Source organism: Pseudomonas sp. NPDC087804 (genome assembly GCF_044742965.1).
Lineage (GTDB): Bacteria > Pseudomonadota > Gammaproteobacteria > Pseudomonadales > Pseudomonadaceae > Aquipseudomonas > Aquipseudomonas rustica.
Genome location: NZ_JBIUVN010000017.1, coordinates 51832 through 68005, shown reverse-complemented (window position 1 = coordinate 68005; position 16174 = coordinate 51832). Strand labels below are relative to the sequence as shown.

Below are 16174 nucleotides of genomic sequence, written 5' to 3'. Positions count from 1 at the left end.
GATATCCATGGCCACGCGCTCGGCTTCGGCGTCTTCGTTGCGGCAGCGGATCACGCGGATCTCGTCACCGTGGCCCATTTCACTCCACAGCTGCTTTTCGAATTCGTGCGGGTTGTTCGAGATCAGCACGTTGGCGCAACGCAGGATGCGACTGGTCGAGCGGTAGTTTTGTTCGAGCATCACCACTTTCAAGGACGGATAGTCGTCCTTCAGCAGCATCAGGTTTTCCGGTCGCGCGCCACGCCAGGCGTAGATCGACTGGTCGTCGTCGCCGACCACGGTGAACTGGTTGCGCTTGCCGATGAGCATTTTTACCAGCAGGTACTGGCTGGCGTTGGTGTCCTGGTATTCATCGACGAGCAGGTAACGCACCTTGTTCTGCCACTTTTCGAGGATGTCGGCGTGTTCTTCGAAGAGTTTTACCGGCAGCAGGATCAGGTCGTCGAAGTCCACCGCGTTGAACGCTTTCAGCGTGCGCTGATAGTGGGTGTAGACGATGGCGGCAGTCTGTTCCTTGGGATTACGCGCGTTCTCCAGCGCCTGAGGCGGCAGGATCAGGTCGTTTTTCCAGGCGCCGATCATGTTCTTGATCTCGTCGACGCCGTCTTCGCCCGCGTATTCCTTCTGCATGATGTCGGTCATCAGGGACTTGACGTCGGTCTCGTCGAAGATCGAGAAACCGGGTTTGTAGCCCAGCCGCACGTGTTCCTTGCGGATGATGTTCAGACCGAGATTGTGGAAGGTGCAGACCGTCAGACCGCGCCCTTCGCCGGCGCGCAACAGGGTACCGACCCGCTCTTTCATCTCGCGCGCGGCCTTGTTGGTAAAGGTCATGGCGACGATGTACTGGGCGCGGATGCCGCAGTTCTGGATCAGGTGCGCGATTTTGCGCGTGATCACGCTGGTCTTGCCGGAGCCAGCACCGGCGAGCACCAATAGAGGGCCGCCGACGTAGTTCACGGCTTCTTGCTGCCGGGGATTGAGTCGGGACATACGAAAATTCGGGAGTCGTTGACGAAATGGGCCGGCATTTTAACAGGCTCAGAGATTTGTGCTGCTCTGTCCGACTTGTGACGTACCACGCGATTCAAATTTGCCGGTTTTGTTACTTTCACGCAGGATGCGCGGTGATTTTGCGGCTAATGTTCTCATTCGTGACACAAAATAACGTTTCGATATCCGTTGTCATTTGGTCATTGGTCAGCGCAACGGCATAATGCCCCCGCCCACATCATTGCAGAGTCTAGGGAGCTAGCTTGTCTACGCCTGTCGAACCCTTGCGTTTGCTGCTACTGGCCGAAGAGCCAGCGTGGACAGCGTTATTGCGTGAGTGTCTGGCTCCGATGGGGAGCGCGGCGGTGCTGATCAGCGCGCCGAGCTGGGAGTCGGTCAGCAGTTTGTTCGAAGACAACCGCCATGCGGTGTTATTGACCCTTCCTGCGTTGCAACCGGCACCCGGCCGCTGCAGCCTGCCGACGGTATTGCTGCTGGAACATGAACCGGACACCGCGCCGGTTGGCGTCAGTGACTGGCTGGTGTTCGACGCCCTCGACCCCGGCATGCTGCGCCGTTGCCTGCGCCATGTGCGCGAACGCGGAGTTCTCGAAAACACCCTGCAACGCCTCGCCGAACAGGATCCTTTGACCGGCATCGCCAACCGTCAGGGTTTCCAGACTTTGCTGACGGCGCGTCTCGCTGAAGGCGATGGTCGCGGCCTGGCCCTCGGGCATCTCGATCTCGACAACTTTCGCCACGCCAACGACGCCCTTGGTCATCAGGCTGGCGACCGTCTGATCCTGCAAGTCGTGGCGCGGCTGAAAAGTCAGTTGGAGGCCGGCGATCAACTGGCACGTCTCGGCAGCGATGAATTTGCTTTGCTGATCGACACCCGCCGCGCGCCGCAACGCGCCGAGTGGATGGCCGAACGCATCACCGAAGCACTCGCCGAACCGTATTGGGTGGATGGCGAAAGCCTGCTCATCGGCTCCAGCCTCGGCATCGCCCACGCCCGCGCGCAGGCTGGCGCTGACCCGCTGATGTGGCATGCGCACATCGCCATGCAGCAGGCCAAGAGCACGCAGGGCTGCACCTTTCATATCTTCAACGAACGTATCAACCGCAACGCGCGGAGCATGGCTGACCTCGAAAGTGAGCTGCGCCGGGCCTTGCGTCGTGATGAGCTGGAACTGCATTACCAGCCACGCCTGAATCTTGAGGATGGGCAGATTGTCGGCCTCGAAGCCTTGGTGCGCTGGCGCCATGGCGAACGTGGTTTGCTGCCGCCGAGTGAGTTCGTGCCGTTGGCCGAGCAGAGCGGCTTGATTGTGCCGCTGGGTTACTGGGTGATTTCCCGGGCGTTGCGCGATATGCAGGCACTGCGCGAACGCGGATTGCCGGCGCTGCACATGGCGATCAACCTGTCGTTCCGCCAGTTTCAGGACAGTCAGTTGTTGCCGACGCTGAGCCGCTTGATCGCTGAGCGCGGTGTGGAGGCGCAGTGGCTGGAGTTCGAGCTGACTGAAACGGCGGTGATGCGTCGCAGCGATCTGGTCAAGCAGACCATGGATGCGCTCGGGCGCCTGGGTGTGCGTTTCTCGCTGGATGACTTTGGCACCGGGTTCTCATCGTTCGTGCACCTCAACAGCTTGCCGATCACTTTGCTGAAGATCGACAAGAGCTTTGTCGGTGGCATGGAACAGCGTGAAGAGAACCGCAAACTGGTGCACGCGATGATCAACCTTGCGCACAACCTGCATCTGGAAGTGGTGGCGGAAGGTGTTGAAACGCCGGAACAACTGGAATTGCTGCGCGGGTTTGGTTGCGATCAGGTGCAGGGTTATCTGATCAGCCGGCCGTTGCCGTTGGCAGAGCTGGTTGAGTACCTGACGTTTGGCTCAAGCCAACAGCCCGCCCTCGAAATCGTGAGCTGACCACTAGAGCAAATTTGAAACAACATTGTGGCGAGGGGATTCATCCCCGTTCGGCTGCGCAGCAGTCGCAAAACCATCGCACCGGGTGTAACTGATACACCGCGACATCAGATTTTGGGGCGGCTTCGCCACCCAACGGGGATAAATCCCCTCGCCACAAGATTCCCTTTCATTGGGGGATTTCAGTCGGTCTGAGGAACTGTGAATGGCCGGGATGACGCAGGCTCCAGCCGAATCATCCGCTTCATCTTCCACTCAAACGCCAACGTCAGACTCACCGCCGCGCACGCCAACCCCAGCGCCAATCCCCACCAGACGCCCGTCGGCCCCCAGTTCAAGTGGAATGCCATCCACCACGCCGCTGGCGCGCCGATCAGCCAATAACAGCCGAGCCCGACCAGGAACGTGGTCTTCGCATCCTTGAGCCCGCGAATACAGCCCATGGCAATCGTCTGCGTGCCGTCGAACAGCTCGAACCATGCCGCCACGGCCAGCAGGCTCACCGCCAAACGAATCACTTCGGCAAACGCCGGATCATTGTGATCAAGGAATAACCCGACCAACTGATTTGGCAGCAACCAGAACACCATCGCAAACCCGAGCATCACCACCGCACCAAAGACAATCCCGACCCGGCCTGACATCCGTGCATCGAGCAATTGCCCGGCGCCGTAATGCTGGCCGATGCGCATGGTGATCGCATAAGACATCCCCGCCGGCACCATGAACGCCACCGAAACAATCTGCAGAGCAATCTGATGCGCGCCCAGTTGCGTGCTGCCCATGGTGCCCATGCACAGCGCCGCGAAGGCAAACAACCCGACCTCCACCGCGTAGGTGCCACCGATCGGCAGACCGAGGCGCCAGAGTTCTTTCAGGTACTGGCGGTTCGGCCGCGATAACCCTGCGCGCAGCGGATAAGCGTCATACGCCGGGTGCCGGCGTATATGCCAGGCCAATGCCAGCGCCATGCAGTTGGCGACAATCGCCGTGACCAGACCGATGCCCATCAGGCCCATTTTCGGCAGACCGAACATGCCAGTGATCAGCGCGTAATTGAGCAGGAAGTTGGCCACGGTGCCGGCCAGACTGATAACCATCACCGGTGTCGCCCGACCAATTGCACTGGTGAAACCGCGCAGGGCCATAAAGCTCAGGTAGCCGGGCAGGGCGAAGGGCAGGGCGATCAGGAATTGCCCGGCGGCGTTGACGTTGGTTTCGGTCTGGCCGAACAGCAGCAACACCGGTTTCAGGTTCCATAGCAGCAAGCCGGCACCCAGCGCCATCAGCCACGCCAGCCACAACCCGGCCTGGGTCAGACGGGCCGCGCCAATGATGTCGCCCGCACCTTTGCGAATCGCTACCAAGGTGCCGACTGCGGCAATCACGCCGATGCAGAAGATCGACACGAACGAATAAGTTGCCGCGCCAAGACCGCCGCCGGCCAGCGCTTCGGGACTGAGGCGCGCCATCATCAAAGTGTCGGTCAGCACCATCAACATGTGCGCCAACTGTGAAGCGATCAACGGCCCTGCCAGCCGCAGAATGGCCCAGAGTTCAGTACGCACAGGATGCTGCATGGGTATCACCACTCAATTTTCAGAGGGAACAGGAGACCGTCGATTCTCCGGCCTTGGCAGGCATTGCACAAAGGGATAAAAAGGATGGGTGGCATGACTAAAACTCATCCTGAACAGATTCCGCTCATTTCGCTGCATCCCGCCACTGGAGCTTTGTGCATGGCCCGTCGACTTCCTCCGTTGTATGCCCTGCGCGCATTTGAAGCGGCGGCGCGACATAGCTCGTTCACCCGCGCAGCGGAAGAACTGTCGATCACCCAGAGCGCGGTGAGTCGGCATATTCGTACGCTCGAGGATCACTTTGCCTGCAAGCTGTTTCACCGCAGCGGTCGCCATTTGCAGCTCACCGAGTCGGCCCGTTTGCTGTTGCCGGGCATCCGTGAAGGCTTCGCAGCCCTGGAGCGCGCCTGCAACACCTTGCGTGCCGAGGACGACATCCTGCGCATGAAAGCCCCGTCGACCCTGACCATGCGTTGGCTGCTGGCGCGGCTCAGTCGGTTCCGCCATTTGCAGCCGGGCAACGAGGTGCAACTGACCAGTGCGTGGATGGATGTCGATTCGGTGGACTTCAACGATGAGCCGTTTGATTGCGCCGTGTTGCTCAGCGACGGCCATTTTCCGCCGGACTGGGAGGCGAGTTTGCTGTTTCCCGAAGAGTTGATCCCGGTCGGCGCGCCGAATCTGCTCAACGATCAACCGTGGGATCTTGATCGACTGGCAAACACCGAATTGCTCCACCCGACCCCGGATCGCCGCGACTGGCGCAGTTGGCTGGAGCACATGGGCTTGTCCGATCAGGTCTCGCTCAAGGGTGGGCAAGTCTTCGACACGCTGGAGCTGGGCATGATCGCAGCGGCGCGTGGCTACGGGGTATCAATGGGCGATTTGTTGATGGTCGCCGAAGATGTCGCGCAAGGACGCCTCAGTCTGCCGTGGCCAACCGCTGTCGCCAGCGGCCTGAATTATTACCTGGTGTGGCCAAAAACCCGTCCGGGAGGTGAACGTTTGCGCCGCCTCAGCGACTTTCTTCAAGGCGAAGTCCGCGCCATGGAACTGCCAGCCGTCACGCGCTTGAGCTGAAACGTTCGAGCCGCCACAATGCCGGCCCCGTGCCATACCCTCGCACAGCGCTCAAGTATTCGGATTTACCGCCGACTATGAGCAAGTGGAACCGTCGTGCCGGTCTCCATGCTTCACCCCCATTATTAGAATTATTCCGAGCATCAGCTGCGATCAAGGAGGATCCGGTGGCTCGGCCAGGAGCTGTTCATGTCTCAACCTCGCGCTCGGATTGCCTCGCAGCTGGGCCTTGCCCTTGCTGTGATTCTGGCGGTCGTCATCAGTGGCAGTACGCTGTTCGCGTTGCGTTCGCTAGATACCGCCAACCTCGCCACCCGTGAAGAACATCTGGCCAGTGAGGCGCGGCTGCTGGCCGACCAACTGAGTACCTTCCACGGCACGTTGCGTGAAAGCACCCAGCGCCTCAGCGGGTTGTTCGAGAAGCGCTTCAGCAGCGGGTTGAGCCTTCATCCGGACGAGCCGGTGAGCGTCGCCGGCGCCCAGACTCCGGGTCTGCACCTGGGCAGCGAAGTGCTGAACAACAACTTCAAGGAAGTCGACGAGTTCAAGCAGATGACTGCCGGCGTTGCCACGCTGTTCGTACGCAGTGGCGAAGACTTCATCCGCGTCAGCACCTCGCTGACCAAACAGGACGGCAGCCGCGCCATTGGCACCTTGCTTGACCACGCCCATCCGGCCTACGCGAAGTTGATGACCGGACAGGGTTATGTCGGCCGCGCCTTGCTGTTTGATCGTTCCTACATGACCCAATACACCCCGGTGCGCGATGGCAGCGGCAAAGTGATTGCGGTGCTGTTCGTCGGTTTCGATTACACCGATGCGCAGAACGCTCAGTTCGACAATCTCAAACGCTTCCGCATCGGTCAGACCGGCTCGCTGGCGTTGCTTGATGAGCAAAGCAAATGGCTGGTTCCACCAGCGGGCGTGCAGGCGCTGGATCAAGCAATTCCGCTGATCAAGGATCTGGCGAAATCGCCGGGCAAAGGCCAGTTCTGGGGCGACACGTCCGAAGATTTCTACAGCGTCGCGGTGCCGTTCGACGGCGGCCCGTGGTCGGTGGTGGCAAGCATGCCGAAAGCCGAGATACGCGCAGTGACCTGGAGCGTCGGCACGCAACTGGCGATTGGCAGCCTGTTGGCGATGTTGCTGGCGGTCGGTTCGGCGATGTGGCTGCTGCGTTCGAAACTGCAACCGCTGGGTGATCTGGTGCGTCAGGCCGAAGCCTTGGGCGCCGGTGATCTGAGCGTGCGTCTGAATGTAGCGAGTAACGACGAAATCGGTCAGTTGTCGCGCGCGTTCAACCAGATGAGCCAGGCGCTGTCGACCATGGTTGAGCACATTCGCCGTTCCTCCGCGGAGGTCAACAGCCGAGCGCAGGCACTGTCCGGTTTGTCTGGCGGTGCTTATGAAGGCATGGAGCAGCAGTCCGGCGAAATCACCAGCATGGCCGGCGCGGTGGAAGAATTCAGCGCGACCTCGTTGAACATCGCCGACAACATGGGCGCGACCCAACGTCTGGCACAGGAAAACGCCCAGCAGACGCAGATTGGCCGCAGCTCGATGGAAGAAGCTTCGTCCTCTCTGGAGCAAATCGCTGGCGCCCTCAACAGCACCGCCACAGTGATCAACACCCTCGGTCAGCGCTCGCAGGAAATTGGCGGCATCGTTGGCGTGATCACTTCGATTGCCGAGCAGACCAACCTGCTGGCGCTCAACGCTGCAATTGAAGCGGCGCGTGCCGGTGAGCAAGGTCGCGGTTTCGCCGTGGTGGCGGATGAAGTGCGCAGCCTGGCTTCGCGTACCCGTCAGGCGACCGATGAAATCTCGGTGATGATCCACAGCATCCAGCAGGAAACCGGCAACGCGATCAGCACCATGGAGCAGGGCAATGTGCTGATGCAGGAAGGCTTGTCGCGTAACGCCAATGTCGCCTCGGCGCTGGCGCGGATTGATGAGCAGAGCCGTTCGGCGGGGCAGCAGTTTGCCGCGATTACCACCGCGACTCAGGAGCAGAGCAGCACCGCGACTTTGCTGAGCAGCAATTTGCAGAGCATTGCGTTGGCCAACAGTGAGCAGCGTGAGGTTGTTTCGAATCTGGCTGTGACGGCGAAGGAACTGGAAGGCTTGGCGGCGGACTTGCGTGCCGAGGTTGATCGGTTTCGTTGATGGGTGGCTGAAATCGCTATCGCGAGCAGGCTCACTCCTACAGGTGTATCGGTTGGTCGCAATGTTTGTGATCACTGAAGATCCCTGTAGGAGTGAGCCTGCTCGCGATCGCCTCACTGCCAATCCTGAATAAAACACTCGAGCTCTTGCTCTTTCATACTTGCTGAAACGTTTCCGCAGCGCTATAAAAATGGCACAACTCCAATAAAGGCTGCTGCCATGACCCCGCTCAAACTCGCCGTCGCCCTCGGCGCATTCTCTGCTGCTTCCCACGCCATGGCCTGGGATTACGTCCTCCTCGACACCAACAAGTCCGCGCAAAACTGGAGCATCACCAGTGAGCAGCTCGGCGTGAAAACCGACAAACCCTTCTCCGTAAGCCTGCGTACCTTGCACGGGGGGCGGCAGGAAGGCGTCAGCATCGTCGATATCGATAACGGCACGATGAAACTCTCGGTGGTGCCAACCCGAGGGATGAACGTCTTGCAGGCCTCTGTCGGCAACGTGCGCATGGGTTGGGATTCGCCGGTCAAGGACGTGGTCAACCCGGCCTTCATCGAGCTCAACGGGCGCGGTGGTCTGGGCTGGCTGGAAGGTTTCAACGAGCTGGTCGCCCGCTGCGGTTACGAATGGGTTGGCCATCCCGGCATGGACAACGGTGAACTGCTGACCTTGCATGGCCGCGCCGCCAACATCCCGGCCAGTACCGTCACGCTGCACATCGACGAAAAGCCACCCTACGCCATCAGTCTGCGCGGCGAGCTGAAAGAGCAGGCCTTCAAGAAAGTCGACTTCTCGGTCGTCACTGAACTGGTCACCGAACCTGGCAGCGTGCGCTTTGCACTTAACGATACGCTGACTAACAACGGCGACTATCCAAAGGAATACCAGGCGCTGTATCACAGCAATTTCAGCACGCCGTTCCTCGAGCAGGGCGCCCGTTTTGCTGCACCGGTAAAACAGGTCTCGCCGTTCAACGACAAGGCCAAGGGCGATCTGGCTGACTGGCAGACTTATCGTGCGCCGACCAAGGACTACGACGAAACCGTCTACAACGTCGTGCCCTATGCCGACGCCAAAGGTGAAACGCTGACTGTTCTGCATAACAAGGCGGGCAGCCTTGGTGTTTCTGTTGGCTTCAATACCCAGCAGTTGCCAGTGTTCTCTCTGTGGAAAAACACTGATACCCAAGGGCAGGGCTATGTCACGGGGCTGGAGCCGGGCACCAGTTTTTCTTACAACCGCCGCTATCAGCGTCCGTTGAATCTGGTGCCGACCATCGCACCGAAGGAACGCAAACAGTTCCAGATCAGCTACAGCCTGCTCGCAGACAAAGGTGCTGTGGATAACGCCTTGAAGCGTGTGACCGAAATTCAGGCGGGGCGCGACACCGAAGTGCGGCAGACGCCGCTGGTTGATCTGACCGAGCATTAAGGTGTCGCCGGCCGATATTGCAGCGCCTCGGCCAAGTGTTCGCGTTTGATCGCATCGACTTGCTCAAGGTCTGCCAGTGTCCGGGCGACCTTGAGCAGGCGATGTGCCGAACGCAGCGAAAGCGTTAATCGCTCACAGGCCGACTCGAGCCATTTTTCATCGGCTTTGGATAGCGCGCAGTGCCTCTTCAGCCCCGGCAAATCAAGAAATGCATTGGCGCAGCCCTGACGTTTCTGCTGCCGTTCGCGCGCCTCGGCGACCAAAGCAGCGGCAGTGGCACTGTTCTCTCCCGGCTTTACCTGCGGATTCAGAGCCGTCGCCTCCCGCGCGACCGTCAGGTGCAGATCAATTCGATCCAGCAGCGGCCCCGATAGCTTGTTGCGATAGCGCTGCACCATGTCCGGTGTACAGGAACATTTGCCGCTGGGCTCGCCAAGATATCCACAGGGACATGGATTCATTGCCGCCACCAATTGAAAGCGCGCCGGAAAACGCACGCGATCCTTGGCTCGGGAAATCACGATGTGTCCGGACTCCAATGGCTCGCGCAGCACCTCCAGAACCTTGCGATCAAACTCCGGCAATTCATCGAGAAACAGCACGCCGTGGTGGGCGAGGGTGATTTCACCGGGTTGCGGTTTCGAGCTGCCACCGACCAGTGCCGGGCCGGATGCCGAGTGATGCGGCTGGCGAAACGGCCGCTGCGGCCAGTGGGTCAGCGGCACGCAACTGGCGACCGATTGAATGGCCGCCACTTCCAGCGCCTCGCTTTCCGCGAGTGGTGGCAGCAACCCGGGCAGGCGACTGGCCAACAAGGTTTTGCCCGTCCCCGGCGGGCCGCTGAACAACAGGTTATGCGCGCCCGCCGCGGCAATCAGCAGCGCACGTTTGGCAGCTGATTGACCTTGGACTTCGTTGAGATCGGGATAGGGTTTGCTGGCGTACATCAGGCCGTTCGAGACATACGGTTCAACCGGCGTATGGCCATTGAAATGCGCCACCGCCTCCAGCAGATGATCCACCGCAAACACTTTCAACCCCGATGCCAGACAGGCTTCCTCAGCATTCGCTCGCGGCACCACCAGCGCACGACCCGCCTTGCGCGCCGCCAATGCTGCCGGCAACACGCCACGCACCGCTCGTACGGCGCCGGACAGCGCCAACTCACCAAGACATTCCACATCATCCAGCGTCAGACACGGCACCTGCACACTCGCCGACAGAATCCCCAAGGCAATCGCCAGATCAAACCGCCCGCCATCCTTGGGCAGATCCGCCGGCGCCAGATTCAAAGTGATCCGCCGCGCCGGAAACTGCAGCCCGGAATTGATGATCGCGCTGCGCACCCGATCCTTGCTCTCCTTCACAGCCGCCTCGGGCAGGCCGACCATGGTCAGCGACGGCAGACCGTTGGCCAGATGGACTTCGACGGTGACAGCGGGAGCATCGACGCCAATCTGGGCGCGACTGTGGACGATGGAGAGGGACATGGTCGTTCCTTGAGCTGAATCGGGGAGCCGCTTCCTGCGGGTTTTTTAAGGGTAGTCGGGGGAGAGGGCGTTGGTCGGACAGTTTTAAGGTCGAACCTTCACTGGATGTTGCTGAAGACACTAATTCTCAGGCATAAAAAAACCGCCTGTCAGGCGGTCATTTTTGCGGTACTCAGGTTCCACCACCGGCGAGCCAACCATCGGGCTCCATTTCCTTGCCATAGGTCGCGGCCACTTTCAGAAAATGCCGCTGACTGGCTGAAACTCTGTCCGGTAATCCGAGTGCCTCGGTACCCGGTTTGGACACCCGTGCCGGTTGGGTTTTCTGCTTCTTCTGCTTCATAAACACCTCACGTGCCGGGATGCTTGATTCGATCTTATTGGTCGTCCAATGGAAAGACAAGGCGACCGGTTGTATCAAAATAAAATCCCAGCGTTTGATAGTAAGGGATGGCGCCTGAGTCTGGCTCTTGTACTTCGATTTGCGTGCACCCCAGCTTCCGGGCGTAGAACTCTGTTGTCAGCAATGCCATCGGAGCGATCCAACCCCGCAAGGTATTCGTCTTGCAGGTGTGTCCCTGCAAAAGGACGATTTTCATGCAGATCGTGCTTCTTCGCGGTGTTGCGTAGCACAGTCCGCACAGTTCCTCTTCGTACCAGAACGCCAAGTCCAGCCCTTTTGCATCTTTGTTCTTCCAGTCCAAAACAGAGTCCCAGGGATACCCAACGGGGCCGGTCCACTGGTGGAATGCGTTAATTGCTACTGGAGTAATCGGATCGATCCTGAGTAATAGAGCGTCAACTCCAGCTGCCACGGCTTCTGGATCCATGGACATTGTTTGATGTGCGAGTTTGCGCGATTCAGATTTGAGTGTCTGATTTCGAAGCTCGGTACCTTTGCCTTTTCTTCGCATCGTCTTGTTCTGTCGGGATCAATATACAGACGATATCGAAGGCATTGATGCTTACGTAATCAGACGTAGGGGACGATCCTCGTAGGACTGTGCTTGTGTTAGTGAAGGACGTTGGAGATGGCCAGTTCAGGGTGTGAGAGGGCGGAGAGGCAATACTTTATACCGGCATGGATGAGGGTTTTGCGCTGCTCTCGATCGTAAATGAGCTTTGACTCCTGAGCGGTACTGAAGGATCCTCACGCTCGAGGACTGCAACTGCGCATTCGTTGGGACTGGGCACCAGTAAAAGCTCCCCCGCATTTTTGGCAGCAGAGAAAGCTGGTTTCTCTGAAGTAATGACGACGGGCTAGCCTGTCGGATTCTGAACCCAAGGCCGTAAAGTCGGGAGCTAAAGAATCGCTGCGACTACTCCTCCGAACACAAAAAAGGCGTCCTATGGACGCCTTTTTTATTTTTCACTCAGGATCTTCTACCGGCCAGCACGCCGCTTGGCTCAAGCGCTGGCCCACATGTAACAGCAACTTCAATAAATCGCCGTTGGTTGGCTGACATATCCCCAGCCAAACGGAGTGCTTCGAGGTGTAAATCAACAATCTGAAATAGCTTTTCCTTCCTCTTCTTATCTTTCACAGATACCTCCATCTTGATGGGCGTATTTCGTTCGCCAATGTAATGACATGCGTAAGAGCTGCGTAACTGGGCGCAGACGCTAATGTTTGTAGGGCCATGCCCTAATAGTTGTAGGACGCCGGCGAAAGGGGGGTGAAGGTCTTGAATCCGGGAGTCGGATGCTCCAGTTTGGCCGTTCAATGCAGCCTCTGGAGGCGAAAAATGGATCGCAATGGTATGCGCCCGATTCATCCGGGCGAGGTTCTGAATAAGGAATTCATGGAGCCGTTGGGCATGACCGTCATGGATCTGGCCATGCCCTCGAACTGGCCCGAAAGTGAGATCGAAAAGCTTGTGAAATGCCAGCTCAGGATCTGCGCCGATCTGGCAATCAGCCTTGCCACTTATCTCAACACTACGCCTGAGTTCTGGATGAATCTGCAATCGACTTACGATTTGCGCAGGGCCCAGCTCCGGCATGCGGGTTTATAGCGATTGCAGCATCCGCGAAGCTCTTTTCCACCATGGCCCCGTCATTGGGCGCTTGGTCTGTTCCCGTTCCACCATCATCTGCGGCACATCTTGTAACCGTATCCACGGCTGGTTATTCCAGTGCAACAAACTCAAAGACATGTCCGGCCAACTGAGCAAGCTGAGGTGTGGGCGTTCGCTTGTGCTGGGGTGTTGGGCGTCGCGCAGGGTGGGGATGACCAGGTGGGTGATCCATTCGCGCAGCGCTCGGTATTCGGGGCAGTAGTGGTAGACGAGGAGGGCGTAGATACCGGACTCGCTGATCAGCAGGGCGTTTTCGATCTGGTTGTGGATCAAGGTTTTTCGGGTTTGGTATTGGTCGGGGTCGAGTTTTCGCAGCATGCGTTCGTTGAGGTAGATGTGCAGCAGGCGACTCAGGTCTCGTGCGCAGAACCAGGGTTGGTTCTGGATGAGGAGGGCGTGGAGGGGGAGTTTGTGGCGGGTGAAGATGTTAGGTGTCAGGTAGTTTTCGTCCATGGTTCAGTTCTCGAATTCAAGTGAAGAAAACTGCTTCTGTTCGTCGCCAAACGAAAAGGGTGGCAGCTATGCGCGGGTTGGCGAACCGGTGAATTCGAAACCGGCAGACCCTGAGGTCTCCCACGCAAAGCCGCCATAACTCGTTGAGAGAAAAAACCTCTCTGTGAGTTTAGTTGCATTGCGTCAAATTCGATCCAGGTCGCCAAACCCGCTGCTGAACATTCAGCATCGGGTGAGCTTAGAAACCTGGGCTTTTCGGCGCAATCGGACGGCGGTCATTCAGGTTGTAGGACGTTGCCGGGATGGTTGAAGGGCTGGAGATCAAAAGACGCAGCCTTCGGCAGCTCCTACAGGGGGCGTGGGTTATTCAGCGGGCGGTGTCAGCTTGGCTTCCATCTCGGCGACTTTGGCTTCGAGGCTTTCGAGGCGGGCGCGAGTACGCGCTAACACGACCATCTGACTATCAAATTCTTCACGGCTCACCAGATCCAGTTTGCTGAACGCACTCTGCAGCAGCATCTTGAACTGGCTTTCGATTTCGGCTTTCGGCAGCGGGGTGTCGCCGTTGAACAGGCGGGAGGCGGTGCCGCTCAGGGCGTCGAGGAAGTCTTTGGGCGCGAGCATGGTGGATGTCCTGGAAACAATGGCCGGCAGTGTATCACGCAGTGTCTATAGTCAATCCCGTGGTCAGGGATGCACGCTTTTCGCGCAGGCGGACGGACGGTGACGCACCGTTGTTGTGCGTATCCGCAGAGCGTTTTGTGCGGGATGGCTTGCGGCAGCGGCCAAGGGATTGAAATCAGAGGTTTTTGGCGAGATGGCAAGGTTTCTGCTTAGTCACCTTCGACCCATGCACTGATGCAGTCGCTGTGACGAATGCAGTGCGGCAGACGGAGCGGGGAGTTTCGTCGGCAGCGGTTAGCTGGCGTCAGTCGGGCAGGTACGGCCGACGATGCGTTACAAAGCCAGGCACTGCGCTTAGACTTGAGTCGGGTTTGTTTTCCTGGGGCAAGTCCACCAATTCGGGAGAGAGTTTTCATGAAGCTAGTCACTGCCATCATCAAGCCGTTCAAGTTGGACGACGTGCGCGAGTCGCTGTCCGAAATCGGCGTGCAGGGCATTACCGTTACTGAAGTCAAAGGCTTCGGCCGGCAGAAGGGTCACACCGAGCTGTATCGCGGCGCGGAATATGTGGTCGATTTTCTGCCCAAGGTGAAAATCGACGTGGCCATCGACGACAAGGATCTGGATCGGGTTATCGAGGCGATAACCAAGGCGGCCAACACCGGCAAGATCGGTGACGGCAAGATCTTCGTGGTCAATCTGGAACAGGCGATTCGCATCCGTACCGGCGAAACCGATACCGACGCGATTTAACCGCCGCCACAAACCCCAACGCCCCAGGAGAAAACAATATGACTCTGCGTAAATTCGCAGGGCTAGGAGCCCTGTTGTCCATCGTAATGCCAAGCCTTGCAATGGCGGCAGACGAAGTGGCGGCCCCAGTCCTCAATTCCGGCGACACTGCCTGGATGCTCACCTCGACGGCCCTCGTGCTGTTCATGACCATCCCGGGCCTGGCGCTGTTCTACGGCGGCATGGTTCGCTCGAAAAACATTCTTTCCGTGATGATGCAGTGCTTCGCCATTACCGGTCTGATCAGCATCCTGTGGGTCATTTATGGCTACAGCATTGCGTTCGACACCACCGGCATGGAGCAGGGCGTCGTCAACTTCAACTCGTTCTTCGGCGGCATGGGCAAGGCGTTCCTCGCCGGTGTCACGCCTTCGAGCCTGACCGGTCCTGCGGCGTTGTTCCCTGAAGCGGTGTTCATCACCTTCCAGATGACTTTCGCGATCATCACCCCGGCGCTGATCGTCGGTGCATTCGCCGAGCGGATGAAGTTCTCCGCGATGCTGATCTTCATGGGCATCTGGTTCACCCTGGTTTACGCGCCGATCGCACACATGGTCTGGTCCGGCAACGGCGGCCTGATGTGGGACTGGGGCGTGCTCGACTTCGCGGGCGGCACCGTGGTGCACATCAACGCTGGTGTGGCCGGTCTGATCTGCTGCCTGGTGTTGGGCAAGCGTAAAGGCTTCCCGACCACCCCGATGGCTCCGCACAACCTCGGTTACACCCTGATGGGCGCGGCGATGCTGTGGGTCGGCTGGTTCGGCTTCAACGCCGGTTCCGCTGCGGCGGCCAACGGCACTGCCGGCATGGCGATGCTGGTCACCCAAATCGCTACCGCTGCGGCGGCGCTGGGCTGGATGTTTGCCGAATGGGTCACCCACGGCAAGCCAAGCGCACTGGGCATTGCTTCGGGTGTGGTTGCCGGTCTGGTCGCGATCACTCCGGCTGCCGGCACCGTGGGCCCGATGGGCGCACTGGTAATCGGTCTGGCCGCAGGCGTGGTGTGCTTCTTCTGCGCCACCACCCTGAAACGCAAACTCGGTTATGACGATTCCCTGGACGCGTTCGGCGTACACGGTATCGGCGGTATTCTCGGCGCGATCCTTACCGGTGTCTTCGCTGCGCCGGCTCTGGGTGGCTTCGGCACCGTCACCGATATCGGCGCGCAAGTCTGGATTCAGGTAAAAGGCGTCGGCTTCACGGTGATCTACACCGCGATCGTCACCTTCATCATCCTCAAGGTACTGGACGCCGTCATGGGTCTGCGTGTGACCGAGGAAGAAGAATCGGTCGGCCTCGATCTGGCACAACACAACGAACGCGGCTACAACCTGTAAGTACGCGCACTGAAAAAAATTGCCCGGTTCGCCGGGCATTTTTTTGTCCGGGATTTGTCATTAAGCGACAGGCTGAAAGGATTTTTCGTACGCCTTTAGTCGTGTTTACGACGACGGTTTTTCACCGGCCAAACGCTTACGTCATTGCACGCGTATTAGGGCCTTTGTTTTTTCCCAGAGCGCGCTAGAATGCGCCCCGAACGTGCGGAG

General features: G+C 58.9%; 15 protein-coding genes. 7 read left to right on the top strand and 8 right to left on the bottom strand.

Annotation, left to right across the window (positions count from 1 at the left end; genetic code table 11):
- The coding region (locus ACIOMO_RS19570) for a UvrD-helicase domain-containing protein (RefSeq protein WP_401242988.1) at window positions 1-993 on the bottom strand (993 nt) is incomplete at its 3' end.
- 263 nt (window positions 994-1256) lie between these two features.
- On the opposite strand from ACIOMO_RS19570, the gene ACIOMO_RS19565 reads away from it, so the two are divergent.
- Entirely contained in the window at window positions 1257-2930 is a 1674-nt protein-coding gene (locus ACIOMO_RS19565) for a bifunctional diguanylate cyclase/phosphodiesterase (protein WP_159814930.1), read from the top strand.
- Window positions 2931-3112: 182 nt separating this feature from the next.
- Here the strand turns inward: ACIOMO_RS19565 and ACIOMO_RS19560 are convergent, their stop codons facing one another.
- Window positions 3113-4510 (bottom strand): NorM family multidrug efflux MATE transporter, encoded by a 1398-nt coding sequence (locus ACIOMO_RS19560; protein WP_045123281.1) that lies wholly within the window; start codon window positions 4508-4510, stop codon window positions 3113-3115.
- Window positions 4511-4669: 159 nt separating this feature from the next.
- Here ACIOMO_RS19560 and ACIOMO_RS19555 point away from each other — a divergent pair, with 159 nt between their 5' ends.
- From ACIOMO_RS19555 to ACIOMO_RS19545, 3 genes are all read left to right on the top strand, one after another.
- Window positions 4670-5590, top strand: a complete 921-nt coding sequence (locus tag ACIOMO_RS19555) for a LysR substrate-binding domain-containing protein (RefSeq protein ID WP_401243038.1) — start codon at window positions 4670-4672, stop codon at window positions 5588-5590.
- A 189-nt stretch (window positions 5591-5779) separates the two neighbouring features.
- Window positions 5780-7756 (top strand): methyl-accepting chemotaxis protein, encoded by a 1977-nt coding sequence (locus tag ACIOMO_RS19550; protein WP_401242984.1) that lies wholly within the window; start codon window positions 5780-5782, stop codon window positions 7754-7756.
- 219 nt (window positions 7757-7975) lie between these two features.
- On the top strand, window positions 7976-9190 hold the full coding sequence (locus ACIOMO_RS19545) for an aldose 1-epimerase family protein (protein ID WP_401242981.1): 1215 nt from the start codon (window positions 7976-7978) through the stop codon (window positions 9188-9190).
- On the opposite strand, the gene ACIOMO_RS19540 is transcribed toward ACIOMO_RS19545, so the two are convergent.
- The 4 genes from ACIOMO_RS19540 to ACIOMO_RS19525 form a co-directional block, all read right to left on the bottom strand.
- Window positions 9187-10680, bottom strand: a complete 1494-nt coding sequence (locus ACIOMO_RS19540) for a YifB family Mg chelatase-like AAA ATPase (protein WP_401242978.1) — start codon at window positions 10678-10680, stop codon at window positions 9187-9189. The genes ACIOMO_RS19545 and ACIOMO_RS19540 overlap by 4 nt on opposite strands.
- Before the next feature lie 172 nt (window positions 10681-10852).
- Window positions 10853-11023, bottom strand: coding sequence for a hypothetical protein (locus ACIOMO_RS19535; protein WP_171057229.1), 171 nt, complete (start codon window positions 11021-11023; stop codon window positions 10853-10855).
- 34 nt (window positions 11024-11057) lie between these two features.
- Window positions 11058-11510: an N-acetyltransferase gene (locus tag ACIOMO_RS19530; RefSeq protein WP_401242975.1), complete on the bottom strand. Its 453-nt coding sequence runs from the start codon at window positions 11508-11510 to the stop codon at window positions 11058-11060.
- Between the two features lie 543 nt (window positions 11511-12053).
- On the bottom strand, window positions 12054-12224 hold the full coding sequence (locus tag ACIOMO_RS19525; RefSeq protein WP_401242972.1) for a hypothetical protein: 171 nt from the start codon (window positions 12222-12224) through the stop codon (window positions 12054-12056).
- Between the two features lie 201 nt (window positions 12225-12425).
- Here ACIOMO_RS19525 and ACIOMO_RS19520 point away from each other — a divergent pair, with 201 nt between their 5' ends.
- Window positions 12426-12695, top strand: a complete 270-nt coding sequence (locus ACIOMO_RS19520; protein WP_401242970.1) for a HigA family addiction module antitoxin — start codon at window positions 12426-12428, stop codon at window positions 12693-12695.
- Here the strand turns inward: ACIOMO_RS19520 and ACIOMO_RS19515 are convergent.
- On the bottom strand, window positions 12690-13211 hold the full coding sequence (locus tag ACIOMO_RS19515; protein WP_401242967.1) for a Bro-N domain-containing protein: 522 nt from the start codon (window positions 13209-13211) through the stop codon (window positions 12690-12692). The genes ACIOMO_RS19520 and ACIOMO_RS19515 overlap by 6 nt on opposite strands.
- 363 nt (window positions 13212-13574) lie before the next feature.
- Window positions 13575-13835 carry an accessory factor UbiK family protein gene (locus ACIOMO_RS19510; protein WP_008086041.1) on the bottom strand — a complete coding sequence of 87 codons (261 nt, stop codon included), beginning with the start codon at window positions 13833-13835 and terminating at the stop codon, window positions 13575-13577.
- Between the two features lie 414 nt (window positions 13836-14249).
- Here ACIOMO_RS19510 and glnK point away from each other — a divergent pair, with 414 nt between their 5' ends.
- Both glnK and ACIOMO_RS19500 read left to right on the top strand, forming a co-directional pair.
- Window positions 14250-14588 carry a P-II family nitrogen regulator gene (gene glnK / locus ACIOMO_RS19505; RefSeq protein WP_002555808.1) on the top strand — a complete coding sequence of 113 codons (339 nt, stop codon included), beginning with the start codon at window positions 14250-14252 and terminating at the stop codon, window positions 14586-14588.
- Between the two features lie 38 nt (window positions 14589-14626).
- The gene (locus ACIOMO_RS19500) at window positions 14627-15964 is read left to right on the top strand and encodes an ammonium transporter (protein WP_016985874.1); all 1338 of its coding nucleotides are present in this window, start codon (window positions 14627-14629) and stop codon (window positions 15962-15964) included.
- Window positions 15965-16174 lie beyond the last annotated feature (210 nt).